Origin of the sequence: Streptomyces sp. CB03234, from assembly GCF_001905885.1 — a bacterium.
Taxonomy (GTDB): Bacteria; Actinomycetota; Actinomycetes; order Streptomycetales; family Streptomycetaceae; genus Streptomyces.
The window spans coordinates 487,869-501,218 of record NZ_LIYH01000003.1; the positions used below are offsets into that span (position 1 = coordinate 487,869).

The following is a 13,350-nucleotide window of genomic DNA, read 5'->3' on the forward strand; positions in this document are numbered from 1 at the left end:
ATGGCTGCGGCTCAGGGACAGTTCTCCGATCACTCCGACGACGCCGAAGGAACGAACGACAGGGAGGGTACGTCCGTGCCGCCCGCCTTCCGGCTGGCGGTCGACGCGCTGCGCGGGGCGCGGCTGCGGCCGGAGATCGAGATCGAACCGTCCCGGCCGCCGCAGCGGCTCGCCCCGTACGCGTACGCCCTGGAGGCGGCGGTCGTCGACGGCGAGGAGGACCTGGCGGACGGCCGCCTCGTGCTGCTGCACGACCCGGCCGGTCACGAGGCCTGGCAGGGCACCTTCCGGCTGGTGACGCTGGTACGGGCGGAGCTGGAGCCCGAGATGGCGGCCGACCCGCTGCTGCCGGAGGTGTCCTGGTCGTGGCTGACGGGCGCGCTGGAGGCGCGGGGCCTGTCGTACGAGGAGGCTTCGGGCACCGTCACCCGTGCGGGGTCTCACTACTTCGGTGGACTCGCGGAACGCCGCCCGGCGACGCAGATCGAGATCCGGGCGTCCTGGACGCCGCGCGAGGGCCGGGGCGGGGTGCCGGACACGGCGGCGCACCTGGCGGCCTGGTGCGACCTGCTGTGCCAGATCGCGGGCCTGCCGCCGTCGGTGCCGGGCGGCCCGCTGGACCAGAGCTCGGCGGCCGTGGTCTCCCTCCCCCAGCGCCGCGGCCCCCAACACCCGTAGGGCCCCACCCTCCGCGCCACCCGGTCCCGCCCCACGGCACCCCCGCGCCCTGCGGGCCCCGCCGGGGCGGCTCCTGCCCCCGCGGGGCACCTGCCCGGGACGGCTCCCCCCGTTGTGGGCAGTCGTCCGCAGGGGGACGCACTGCGGGGGCCCGCGCCCTGGACGGCTCCCCCCTCGTTGTGGGCAGTCGTCCCGCTGGGGCGGGACGGGTGGGCACAACGGGACCGGGGCGGTGCCCTGCCGGCGGTTCCACCCGGTGCGGTGACCGTTCCCGGTACGCCCCGGGGGCGGTGCCGCTCCCGCCGGTGGCGCCGGTGCGGGTCGGTGCCTGCCGGTGGGTGGGGGGCGGGGCCCCTCCGGGCTCACCTCCTCGAGGCCGGCGGCCTTGGGTCCCGGCATAGGGAGCCGTTCCAGCGCCGCCAACCTCTGCGGGGGCGACCCTGCACGGCCCCACCCCGGCCGGTGGCCATCTGCGGGCCGGTGGGAGGCGGGGGCACGGCCCCCCGGGCGGTGGCCGGCTGCGGGCCGGGGGGACGGGGGCACGGGCCCGACCCGGGCGGTGGGCGTCTGCGGGCCGGGGGGAGACGGGCATGGGCCCGGCTCGGACGGCGCCGGGCCGGGCGTCAAGGCGACGCCCCGATGCCCGCCGGGCGCGCCACGAGCGGGCCGCCAGGCGCGTAGGCTGCGCGGCCTGCCGCTGGGGCCGTACCGGCGCTCGGGGCGCGGCCGGCCGGTCACGGCGGGCGCCCCGCGTGGGATGGGGCGCTCGTAGGATGATCGATCGCCCGTCCGAATTGCCCCAATTGTTACTCACTAAATCGTGATCTTCCCCTAAAGGCGGACGGTCGGGCTGCCGAAGAGGTCTGTGACCCTTCAAACACGGTTCGCCCCGGCTTCTTCCCCGAGCCGGCTGTGTCCCGCACCTTCCCAGGAGGCCTGGTGTCCGTTCTCCTCGAGCAGCCCGCAAGCCTGGTCGCCTACCGCCCGAACAAGCCGACGGCCATGGTCGTCGTGGCCGACCCGCGCGTCCGCTCCACCGTCACCCGCCACCTGTGGGCCCTCGGAGTGCGTGACGTCATCGAGGCGTCGTCCATCGCGGAGGCTCGTCCCCGCGTCGGCAGCCCGCGCGACATCTGCGTTGCCGACGTCCACCTGCCCGATGGCTCCGGGCTCACCCTGCTGTCCGAGACCCGTGCCGCCGGCTGGCCCAACGGGCTCGCCCTTTCGGCGGCCGACGACATCGGCGCCGTACGCAACGCGCTCGCCGGTGGCGTCAAGGGCTACGTCGTCACCGGTACGCGGACGAACATCGGCCACCCGACCCGTCCCGGCGCCGCCCCCATCGGCGCCGCGGCCGCCCGGCTGCACCGCCGCCCCCCGGGTGCCCCGAGCCACCCGGGCGGCTACCGGGAGCTCTCCGGCCGCGAGGTCGAGGTGCTGCGACTGGTCGCCGAGGGCCAGTCGAACAAGGCGATCGGCGTATCGATGGGCCTGTCCGCGCTGACCGTAAAGAGCCACCTGGCCCGTATCGCCCGCAAGCTCGGCACCGGCGACCGGGCCGGAATGGTCGCCGTGGCACTTCGTACGGGAATCATCCACTGACCGGTTCACCTCACCCCCGCGCCCGTCGACGGAACGTTCCGTCGACGGGCGCTTGCCGTTCACAGATACCCTTGACAGGTGACCGACGCCCAAGAGACCGCAGCAGAGACAGCACTGCGCACCACCGGGGGCGGCCCTCCGGACGACGGCGTCGCAGACGGCGTAGTCGAAGAGACGCCGATCCCCTTGCTCGAGCCCCGCGAGGGCATCCCGCCCGTGGTGGCCGACGAGCATGCCCTCTCCGAGGTGATCGCCGCCTTCGCGCGCGGCACCGGCCCCGTCGCCGTCGACGCCGAGCGCGCGTCGGGTTACCGCTACGGCCAGCGGGCCTACCTCGTACAGCTGCGCCGCGAGGGCGCGGGCAGCGCGCTGATCGACCCGGTCGGCTGCCCGGACCTGTCCGCCCTCGGCGAGGCCCTGGACGGCGCCGAGTGGATCCTGCACGCCGCGACCCAGGACCTGCCGTGCCTGCGCGAAATAGGCATGGTTCCCAGCCGGCTGTTCGACACCGAGCTGGCCGGCCGGCTCGCCGGCTTCCCGCGCGTCGGTCTCGGCGCGATGGTCGAGTCGGTGCTGGGGTACGCCCTGGAGAAGGGCCACTCGGCGGTGGACTGGTCCACCCGCCCGCTGCCCGAGCCCTGGCTCCGGTACGCCGCGCTGGACGTCGAGCTGCTCGTCGACCTGCGTGACGCACTGGAGAAGGAGCTGGACCGGCAGGGCAAGCTGGAGTGGGCGTACCAGGAGTTCGACGCGATCGCCTCCGCCCCGCCGCCCCCGCCCCGCAAGGACCCCTGGCGCCGGACGTCCGGCATGCACAAGGTCCGCCGACGCCGCCAGCTGGCGGTCGTACGGGAGCTGTGGACCGCCCGCGACCGGATCGCCCAGCGGCGTGATGTGTCGCCGGGCAAGGTGCTCAGCGACGCCGCGATCGTCGAGGCCGCCCTCGCCCTGCCGCCCCATGTGCAGGCGCTGACCGCGCTGCCCGGCTTCGGGCACCGCATGGGGCGCCGCCAGCTGGAGCAGTGGCAGGCGGCGGTGGACCGGGCGAAGGCGCTGCCGGACGCCGAGCTGCCGCAGCCGGGCCAGACGGTGCAGGGCCCGCCCCCGCCGCGCGCCTGGGCGGACAAGGACCCGGCGGCCGCGGCGCGCCTGTCGGCCGCCCGTACGGCCGTGTCGGCGCTCGCCGAGTCGCTGAACCTGCCGCCCGAGAACCTGATCACGCCCGACACGGTGCGCCGGGTGTGCTGGGAGCCGCCTGCCGAGGTCACCACGGAGACGGTGACGGGCGTGCTCGCCGGGTACGGGGCGCGACCCTGGCAGATCGAGCAGGTCACGCCGGTGCTGGTCACCGCCCTGAACGGCGCGAAGGCGTAGACGGAGAGAAAGAAGGGTGCCCCCTCCGGCGGAGGGGGCACCCTTCTTCTGTAGCCACGCGGTGTGACGTTCACCGCTCCGGGCGGGGGGACTGTGCAGCATGGTTACCCGCAAGTAGCATGGGCTGTGCAAGCGCGCGCTTAGCCGCGTGCCCGCAGCAGTGCCATCCCGCACCCTGGAGGAGAGCCATCGTGCCTCGTACCGTCAGGGACGTCGTCTTCGTCGACGGCGTCCGCACCCCGTTCGGCAAGGCGGGCCCGAAGGGCATCTACCACGAGACCCGCGCCGACGATCTCGTCGTGAAGGCCATCCGGGAGCTGCTGCGCCGCAACCCCGGTCTGGACCCGGCGAAGATCGACGAGGTCGCCATCGCCGCGACCACGCAGATCGGCGACCAGGGCCTGACCCTGGGCCGCACGGCGGGCATCCTCGCGGGTCTGCCGCAGTCCGTGCCCGGCTACTCCATCGACCGCATGTGCGCGGGCGCGCTGACCGCCGTGACCTCGGTCGCCGGCTCGATCGCCTTCGGCGCGTACGACGCCGTCATCGCCGGTGGTGTCGAGCACATGGGCCGCCACCCGATGGGCGAGGGCGTCGACCCCAACCCGCGGTTCGTCAGCGAGAAGCTGGTCGACGAGTCCGCCCTGTTCATGGGCATGACCGCCGAGAACCTGCACGACCGCTACCCGCACATCACCAAGCAGCGCGCCGACGAGTACGCGGTGCGCAGCCAGGAGAAGGCCGCCAAGGCGTACGCCAACGGCAAGATCCAGCAGGACCTGGTGCCGATCTCGGTGCGCCGCACCAACGCGGAGGCCGGCGAGACCGGCTGGGGCCTGGTCACCGCCGACGAGCCGATGCGCCCGGGCACCACCCTGGAGAGCCTGGCCGGCCTGAAGACGCCGTTCCGTACGCACGGCCGCGTCACCGCCGGTAACGCCGCGGGTCTCAACGACGGCGCCACCGCGTCGATCATCGCGTCCGAGGACTTCGCCCGCGAGAACGGCCTGCCGGTCAAGATGCGCCTCGTCTCGTACGCCTTCGCCGGCGTCGAGCCGGAGGTCATGGGCTACGGCCCGATCCCGGCGACCGAGAAGGCCCTGGCCAAGGCCGGCCTGTCGATCGAGGACATCAACCTCTTCGAGATCAACGAGGCCTTCGCCGTCCAGGTCCTGGCCTTCCTCGACCACTACGGCATCGCCGACGACGACGCGCGCGTCAACCAGTACGGCGGCGCCATCGCCTTCGGCCACCCGCTCGCCTCCTCCGGCGTACGTCTGATGACGCAGCTGGCGCGGCAGTTCGAGGAGCAGCCGGAGGTCCGTTACGGCCTCACCACGATGTGCGTCGGCTTCGGCATGGGCGCCACGGTCATCTGGGAAAACCCCCACTGGGAGGGCAAGTGAGCACCACCGCTGAGCTGTTGAAGGGTGCGGCCGAGCTGTTCCCGGACGAGGTCGTCACCAGCGCCCACGTACGCCACTTCGACCTGCCCTTCGGGGCGGGCCGGTTCGCGCTGATCACGCTGGACAACGGCTTCGACCACACCAAGCCGACCACCTTCGGCCCGCAGTCGCTGGCGAACCTCAACACCGCCATCGACCAGGTCGAGAAGGAGGCGGCCGAGGGCACCATCGTCGGTGTCGGCATCACCGGCAAGCCGTTCATCTTCGCCGTCGGCGCCGACCTCAAGGGCGTCGAGCTGCTGAAGCGCCACGAGGACGCGCTCGCCATCGGCAAGGGCGGCCACGACGTCTTCAAGCGGCTGTCGGCGCTGGCCGTGCCGACCTTCGCGTACTACAACGGCGCGGCGATGGGCGGCGGTGTCGAGGTCGGTCTGCACTGCACCTACCGCACCGTGTCGGCCGCGCTGCCGGCGTTCTCGCTTCCCGAGGTCTTCCTCGGCCTGGTTCCCGGCTGGGGCGGCTGCACGATCCTGCCGAACCTGATCGGCGCGGACCGCGCGGTCTCGGTGATCATCGAGAACTCGCTCAACCAGAACAAGCAGCTCAAGGGCGCGCAGGTCTACGAGCTCGGGATCGCCGACGCGATCTTCGAGGGCGCGGACTTCCTGGAGCAGTCGCTGCTGTGGACGGCGTCCGTCCTCAAGGGCGAGATCGTGGTCGAGCGCGCGGACGTCGACCGCGGCGAGGGCTGGGACGCGGCGGTCGCGCGTGGCCGGTTCATCGCGGACTCCAAGGTGCACGGCGCGGCCCCGGCCGCGTACCGCGCCCTGGACATCATCGAGGCGGCCAAGGACGGCGATCTGCAGAAGGGCTTCGACGCCGAGGACACCGCGCTCGCCGACCTCATCATGGGCGGCGAACTGCGCGCCGGCATCTACGCCTTCAACCTGGTCCAGAAGCGCGCCAAGCGCCCGGCGGGCGCGCCGGACAAGAGCCTTGCCCGCCCGGTCACCAAGGTCGGCGTCGTCGGCGCGGGCCTGATGGCCTCGCAGCTGGCGCTGCTGTTCCTGCGCCGCCTGGAGGTGCCGGTCGTCCTGACCGACATCGACCAGGAGCGTGTCGACAAGGGTGTGGGGTACGTCCACGCCGAGATCGACAAGCTGCTCGGCAAGGGCCGCGTCAACCAGGACAAGGCCAACCGCCTCAAGGGCCTGGTCTCCGGCGTGCTGGACAAGGCCGAGGGCTTCGCGGACGCGGACTTCATCATCGAGGCCGTGTTCGAGGAGATGTCGGTCAAGCAGAAGGTGTTCGCGGAGGTCGAGGCGGTCGCCCCGGCGCACGCGATCCTCGCCACCAACACCTCGTCGCTGTCGGTGTCGGAGATGGCCTCCAAGCTCCAGCACCCGGAGCGCGTGGTCGGCTTCCACTTCTTCAACCCGGTCGCGATCCTCCCGCTCCTGGAGATCGTGCGCGGCGAGAAGACGGACGACGCCTCGCTCGCCACCGCCTTCGGCGTGGCGAAGAAGCTGAAGAAGACCGCGGTCCTCACCAAGGACGCCCCGGCGTTCGTCGTGAACCGCATCCTCACCCGCTTCATGGGCGAGATCCAGAACGTCATCGACGAGGGCACCCCGGTCGAGACCGCCGAGAAGGCGATCGAGCCGCTCGGCCTGCCGATGTCGCCGCTGGTCCTCCTGGAGCTGGTCGGCCCGGCGATCGGTCTGCACGTCTCGGAGACCCTGAACCGCGCCTTCCCGGACCGCTTCAAGGTCTCCCCGAACCTCAAGGCCGTCGTCGAGGCCGGCAAGCGCGGCTTCTACGTCTACGACTCGGGCAAGCCCGAGCTCGACCCCGAGGTCGCGGCGCTGCTGAAGCAGGGCGATGTCGTCCTGACCGAGCAGCAGGTGCGGGACCGCGTCCTGGACGCGGTGGCGCAGGAGATCGGCCTGATGCTGGACGAGGGCGTCGTCTCCGAGGCCCAGGACATCGACCTCTGCCTGATCACGGGCGCCGGCTGGCCCTTCCACCTGGGCGGCATCACGCCGTACCTGGACCGCGAGGGTGTCTCGGAGCGCGTGAACGGCAAGCGTTTCCTGGCGCAGGGCGTGGCGAGCGTCCCGGCGTAACCGCACGGGGTGACGGGCCGCAGGGGCTTCCCCTGCGGCCCGTCCGCCGTTTCTGCCCCCCACCGGCCCGCAGATCGCCACCGGCCGGGGTGGGGCCGTGCAGGGTCGCCCCCGCAGAGGCTGGCGGCTCCGTGACGGCTCCCTTGCCCGTACCTGAGGCCGCCGGCCTCGAGGAGGTGAGCCCGGAGGGGCCACGCCCCCCACGCCCCGGCAGGCCACCGACCCGCACGGCACCGGGGCGAACCGGGAACGGGCACCGCCCCGGGAGGAGCCGCCGCAAGGGCACCGCCCCGTCCCGTTGTGCCCACCCTCCCCCAAGCTCTCGGCTTCGGTCGAGCAGGGGGGACCCCCATCGCCCCAGCGGGACGAATGCCCACAACGGGGGGGGGAGCCGCCCAGCGGGGCGACCGCCCACAACGGGGAGGCACCGCCCCACCGGACGACGCCCCACAACGGGGAGGGCCAGGCACCGCCCAGCGGGGCGACTGCCCGCAACGGGGCGGGAGGCACGACGGGGTGGCCGCCCCGTGTGGAGTGGGGGACGGCGCGGGGGCGAACCGGGGCGGTCAGGGCTCGGGGTTCGCGAGCGCGGCGAGGAGGGCCTCGCCGTACTTGGCCAGTTTGTTCTCGCCCACGCCGCTGACGCCGCCCAGCTCCGCGAGGGTCGCGGGCGGGGCGGCGGCGATCTGGCGGAGGGTGGCGTCGTGGAAGATGACGTACGCGGGGACGCCCTGCTCCTTGGCGGTCGCCGCGCGCCAGGCGCGGAGCCGTTCGAAGACGGGGAGCGCCTCCTCGGGGAGGTCGGCGACCGGGGCGCGCTTGGCGGCGCCGCCCGACTTGGCCGCGCGGGCCGGGCGTTCCGGCTCGCTGCGCAGCAGCACCTCGCGGCGGCCGCCGAGGACGTCGGCGGAGGTGTCGGTCAGGACGAGCGTGCCGTAGTCGCCCTCGACGGCGAGGAGCCCTTGGGCGAGGAGCTGGCGTACGACGCCGCGCCACTGGGACTCGTTCAGTTCGGTGCCGATGCCGAAGACGCTCAGGGCGTCGTGGTCGAACTGGATGACCTTCGCCGTCTTGCGGCCGAGCAGGATGTCGATGATCTGGCCCGCGCCGAACTTCTGGTTCCGCTCCCGCTTCAGGCGTACGACCGTCGACAGCAGCTTCTGCGCGGCGATCGTGCCGTCCCACGACTTCGGGGGTGACAGGCAGGTGTCGCAGTTGCCGCACGCGGTGGACTCCTGGCCGAAGTACGCCAGCAGCCGTACCCGGCGGCACTCGACCGTCTCGCACAGGGCGAGCATGGCGTCGAGGTGCGCGGCGAGCCGGCGGCGGTGCTCGGCGTCGCCCTCGGAGCCGTCGATCATCTTGCGCTGCTGGACGACGTCCTGGAGCCCGTACGCCAGCCAGGCCGTGGACGGCAGGCCGTCGCGCCCGGCGCGGCCGGTCTCCTGGTAGTAGCCCTCCACCGACTTCGGCAGGTCGAGGTGGGCGACGAAGCGTACGTCGGGCTTGTCGATGCCCATGCCGAAGGCGATCGTCGCGACGACGACGAGCCCGTCCTCGCGGAGGAACCGGGCCTGGTTCTCGGCGCGGGTGCGGGCGTCGAGGCCCGCGTGGTAGGGGACGGCGTCGATGCCGTTCTCCACCAGGAACGCCGCGGTCTTCTCGACGGACGCCCGGGACAGGCAGTACACGATGCCCGCGTCGCCCGGGTGCTCGCCGCGGATCAGCTCCAGCAGCTGCCGCTTGGGCTCGTTCTTGGGGGCGATGCGGTACTGGATGTTGGGGCGGTCGAAGCTGGCCACGAAGTGCCGGGCGCCGGTGAGGTTCAGCCGGGTGGCGATCTCGGCGTGGGTGGCCCGGGTTGCGGTCGCCGTCAGGGCGATGCGCGGCACGTCCGGCCACCGCTCGTGGAGCGTGGACAGCTGGAGGTAGTCGGGGCGGAAGTCGTGGCCCCACTGGGCGACGCAGTGCGCCTCGTCGATGGCGAACAGCGAGATCGTGCCGCGCTGGAGCAGCTGGAGCGTCGACTCGACCCGCAGCCGCTCCGGCGCCAGGTACAGCAGGTCCAGCTCACCGGCGGCGAACTCGGCCTCGACCAGCCGCCGTTCGTCCAGGTCCTGGGTGGAGTTGAGGAACCCGGCCCGTACTCCGGCCGCCCGCAGCGCGTCGACCTGGTCCTGCATGAGGGCGATGAGGGGCGAGACGACGACCCCGACGCCCGGGCGGACCAGCGCGGGGATCTGGTAGCACAGCGACTTGCCGCCACCGGTCGGCATGAGGACCAGGGCGTCACCGCCGCCCACGACGTGCTCGATGATCTCCCGCTGCTCGCCGCGGAAGGAGTCGTAGCCGAAGACCTTGCCCAGTACCCGCAGGGCGTCGTCGGTCTCGTGGTCCACGTGGTCGTCGCCGGGGGAAGTCATCCGGCGATTCTACGAGCGACCGCCCCGAACGGCCCAAACGGCGAACGGGGCGGCCGGCTGTCTGGTAGGGCTACGGCCGACGCTACGGGGCCTTCGTGCCCGCCGCGCGCACGCGAGCGCCCAGGCGGCTGCGGGGGCGTCCGTACACGAAGTAGACGACGATGCCGGCGGCCATCCAGACCGCGAAGCGGAACCACGTCTCGCCGGGCAGGTTGAGCATCAGCCACACCGACGCGGCGACCGAGAGGATCGGGATGAACGGCACCCACGGGGTGCGGAACGCGCGGTGCAGGTCGGGACGGGTGCGGCGCAGGATGATCACGCCGAGGGCGACGACGACGAACGCGAAGAGCGTGCCGATGTTCACCAGGGTCGCCAGCTCGTTGATGCTGGTGAAGCCGGCGATGATGGCGATCAGCACGCCGAGGAGGATGGTGGGGCGGTAGGGGGTGCGGAACTTGGGGTGTGTGACGGAGAAGAACCGCGGCAGCAGCCCGTCGCGGCTCATCGCGAAGAACACCCGTGTCTGGCCGAGGAGCAGGATCAGGCACACGGTGGTGAGGCCGACGGCGGCACCGAAGCTGATCACACCGGCGTAGAAGGGGTGCCCGGTCGCCTTGAAGGCGTCGGCCAGCGGGGCGCTCACCGACAGCTGGCTGTAGTGCTGCATGCCGGTGACGACGAGCGAGACGGCGACGTACAGCACGGTGCAGATGAAGAGCGAGCCGAGGATGCCGCGCGGCATGTCGCGCTGCGGCAGCTTGGTCTCCTCGGCGGCGGTGGCCACCACGTCGAAGCCGATGAAGGCGAAGAAGACGACGGACGCGGCGGTGAAGATGCCCATGACGCCGAAGTTCGTCGGCTCGTAGCCGAAGATCGTCTGGACCAGCGGCGCGTCCCAGCCGGAGGAGGCCGGCGGGGTGACGGGGTCGGGGATGAACGGCGAGTAGTTGTCGCCGACGATGAAGAACAGGCCGGCGATGATCACGATCATGACCACGGTGACCTTGATGGCCACGACGAGGGCGGTGATGTTGGCGGACAGCTTCATGCCGAGCACCAGGATCACCGTGAGGACCAGCACCAGCAGGAAGGCCAGGAGGTCGAAGGTGCCGCCTTCCACGTCCGGGCCTTGCAGACCGGCGGGCAGGTGCCAGTCCACGTTGTCCATCAGTGAGCGTACGTAGCCGGACCAGCCGACGGCGACCACCGCGGTGCCGAGGGCGAACTCCAGGACGAGGTCCCAGCCGATGATCCAGGCCGGCAGCTCGCCGAGGGAGGCGTACGCGAAGGTGTACGCGGACCCGGCGACCGGGACGGTCGAGGCGAACTCCGCGTAACAGAGGGCGGCCAGCGCGCAGACGATGCCCGCCGTGACGAAGGCGAGGGCTGTGGCGGGGCCGGCGGTCTCCTTGGCCACTTTTCCGGTGAGGACGAAGATGCCCGTGCCGATGATGACGCCGACGCCGAAGACCGTCAGGTCCCAGGCGGACAGCGACTTCTTGAGTGCGTGCTCGGGCTCCTCGGTGTCCTGGATCGACTGCTCGATGCTCTTTGTCCGGAACATCCCGGTATCGCGTGATTTCTGGCCCATACTCACCGGCGTACCTCCGTAGCCATCGGCCTCTGTCGCCCATGATCGAGAGGGGTGCTGGACGGCGCCCGTCCTGAGGGGGCCTTTCACACGAAAGGACCGGCCGGAAACCCCTCGGGGTACTCCGACCGGTCCAATGGCGGGACGCGCGGACGTCAGTCGCGGGCGGCTTCGATCTCGGCGTCCTCGTCCTCGTACCGGCCGTCCAGCTTGGAGACCAGGCCGGTGACCTGGCGGGCGATGTCGGGGGCGGTGAGCCCGATCTCGGCCATGACCTCCTTGCGGGAGGCGTGGTCGAGGAAGCGCGGCGGGATGCCGAAGTCGCGCAGCGGTACGTCGACGCCCGCGTCGCGCAGCGCCTGGGCGACCGCGCAGCCGACGCCGCCGACGCGGCCGTTGTCCTCCACGGTGACGACGACCCGGTGGCGGTCGGCGAGCGGCGCCATGGCCTCGTCGACCGGCTTGACCCAGCGCGGGTCGACGACGGTGGTGGAGATGCCCTGCTTGTCGAGCAGGTCGGCGATCTCCAGGCACATGGGCGCGAGCGCGCCGACGGAGACCAGGAGGACGTCGGGCCGGTCCGTGCCGGCCTCGCGCAGCACGTCCATGCCGCCGATGCGGCCCACGGCCTCGACGGCCGGGCCGACCGCGCCCTTGGAGTAGCGCACGACGGTCGGCGCGTCGTCGACCTCGACGGCCTCGCGCAGCTGGGCGCGGACCTGGTCGGCGTCGCGCGGGGCGGCGATGCGGAGGCCGGGGACGACCTGGAGGATCGACATGTCCCACATGCCGTTGTGGGAGGCGCCGTCGGTGCCGGTGATGCCGGCCCGGTCGAGGACGAACGTCACTCCGCAGTTGTGCAGGGCGACGTCCATGAGGACCTGGTCGAAGGCGCGGTTGAGGAACGTGGCGTACACCGCGAAGACCGGGTGGAGCCCGCCGGTGGCGAGGCCGGCCGCGGAGACGGCGCCGTGCTGCTCGGCGATGCCGACGTCGTACACCCGGTCGGGGAAGGCCTTGGCGAACTTGTCGAGGCCCACCGGCTGCAGCATGGCGGCGGTGATGGCGACGATGTCCTCGCGCTCGTGGCCGAGCTTGACCATCTCGTCGGCGAAGACGCCGGTCCAGTCGGCGCCGGAGGAGGAGATCGGCAGGCCGGTGTCCGGGTGGATCTTGCCGACGGCGTGGAAGCGGTCGGCCTCGTCGGCGAGGGCGGGCTGGTAGCCGCGGCCCTTCTCGGTGAGGCAGTGCACGATGACCGGGCCGCCGAACCGCTTGGCGCGGGTCAGGGCGGACTCCAGGGCCTCGATGTCGTGGCCGTCGATGGGGCCGACGTACTTCAGGCCGAGGTCCTCGAACATGCCCTGCGGGGCGATGAAGTCCTTCAGGCCCTTCTTCGCGCCGTGCAGCGTCTCGTACAGCGGCTTTCCGACGACCGGCGTGCGGTCGAGGATCTCCTTGGTACGGGCGAGGAAGCGCTCGTAGCCGTCGGTGGTACGAAGCGTGGCGAGGTGGTTGGCGAGGCCGCCGATGGTCGGGGCGTAGGAGCGCTCGTTGTCGTTGACGACGATGACGAGCGGGCGGTCCTTGGCCTCGGCGATGTTGTTGAGCGCCTCCCAGGCCATACCGCCGGTGAGGGCTCCGTCACCGATGACGGCGACGACGTGGTCGTCCTTCTCCAGGACCTCGTTGGCCTTGGCGAGGCCGTCGGCCCAGCCGAGGACGGTGGAGGCGTGGCTGTTCTCGATGACGTCGTGCTCGGACTCGGCGCGCGCGGGGTAGCCGGACAGGCCGCCCTTCATCTTCAGCTTGGAGAAGTCCTGGCGGCCGGTGAGCAGCTTGTGGACGTAGGACTGGTGGCCGGTGTCCCAGAGGATCTTGTCCTTCGGGGACTCGAAGACGCGGTGCAGGGCGATGGTCAGCTCGACCACGCCGAGGTTCGGGCCGAGGTGCCCGCCGGTCTTGGAGACGGCGTCCACCAGGAAGGACCGGATCTCCGCGGCCAGCTGGTCCAGCTGCTCCTGGGAGAGCCGGTCGAGATCGCGCGGGCCCGTGATACGGGTCAGCAGAGCCACCCGTGCCTCCTTGCGTGTTGAGCTGGTCGAGCTGCCGATTTTGTCGAGTCTAATGTTCCGCCCGTGACGATG

At 72.0% G+C, this 13,350-nt stretch carries 8 protein-coding genes; 5 read left to right on the forward strand and 3 right to left on the reverse strand.

Features of this window, described 5'->3' with window-relative positions:
- The 5 genes from AMK26_RS15395 (at position 1) to AMK26_RS15415 (ending at position 7,186) form a co-directional block, all read left to right on the forward strand.
- Positions 1-678: a DUF3000 domain-containing protein gene (locus AMK26_RS15395; protein ID WP_073755185.1), complete on the forward strand. Its 678-nt coding sequence runs from the start codon at positions 1-3 to the stop codon at positions 676-678.
- A 939-nt stretch (positions 679-1,617) separates the two neighbouring features.
- Entirely contained in the window at positions 1,618-2,280 is a 663-nt protein-coding gene (locus AMK26_RS15400; RefSeq protein ID WP_073755186.1) for a helix-turn-helix transcriptional regulator, read from the forward strand.
- Positions 2,281-2,358: 78 nt separating this feature from the next.
- Complete coding sequence (locus AMK26_RS15405; protein WP_073755187.1) at positions 2,359-3,654, forward strand: ribonuclease D; 1,296 nt, start codon at positions 2,359-2,361, stop codon at positions 3,652-3,654.
- A 191-nt stretch (positions 3,655-3,845) separates the two neighbouring features.
- Complete coding sequence (locus tag AMK26_RS15410; RefSeq protein ID WP_073755188.1) at positions 3,846-5,060, forward strand: thiolase family protein; 1,215 nt, start codon at positions 3,846-3,848, stop codon at positions 5,058-5,060.
- Positions 5,057-7,186: a 3-hydroxyacyl-CoA dehydrogenase NAD-binding domain-containing protein gene (locus AMK26_RS15415; protein WP_073755189.1), complete on the forward strand. Its 2,130-nt coding sequence runs from the start codon at positions 5,057-5,059 to the stop codon at positions 7,184-7,186. The genes AMK26_RS15410 and AMK26_RS15415 overlap by 4 nt, the downstream gene beginning before the upstream one ends.
- A 566-nt stretch (positions 7,187-7,752) precedes the next feature.
- Here AMK26_RS15415 and recQ read toward each other — a convergent pair.
- The 3 genes from recQ to dxs all read right to left on the reverse strand — a co-directional run bounded on the left by recQ (position 7,753) and on the right by dxs (position 13,278).
- Positions 7,753-9,609, reverse strand: a complete 1,857-nt coding sequence (gene recQ / locus AMK26_RS15420) for a DNA helicase RecQ (RefSeq protein ID WP_073755190.1) — start codon at positions 9,607-9,609, stop codon at positions 7,753-7,755.
- 82 nt (positions 9,610-9,691) lie between these two features.
- Positions 9,692-11,176: an amino acid permease gene (locus AMK26_RS15425; protein ID WP_198944073.1), complete on the reverse strand. Its 1,485-nt coding sequence runs from the start codon at positions 11,174-11,176 to the stop codon at positions 9,692-9,694.
- Between the two features lie 182 nt (positions 11,177-11,358).
- On the reverse strand, positions 11,359-13,278 hold the full coding sequence (gene dxs, locus AMK26_RS15430) for a 1-deoxy-D-xylulose-5-phosphate synthase (protein ID WP_073755192.1): 1,920 nt from the start codon (positions 13,276-13,278) through the stop codon (positions 11,359-11,361).
- Positions 13,279-13,350 lie beyond the last annotated feature (72 nt).

Coding starts and splice junctions, on each gene's coding strand:
- AMK26_RS15395 (WP_073755185.1), top strand. CDS start 1: ATGGCTGCGGCTCAGGGACAGTTCTCCGATCACTCCGACGACGCCGAA.
- recQ (WP_073755190.1), bottom strand. CDS start 9,609: ATGACTTCCCCCGGCGACGACCACGTGGACCACGAGACCGACGACGCC.
- AMK26_RS15425 (WP_198944073.1), bottom strand. CDS start 11,176: ATGTTCCGGACAAAGAGCATCGAGCAGTCGATCCAGGACACCGAGGAG.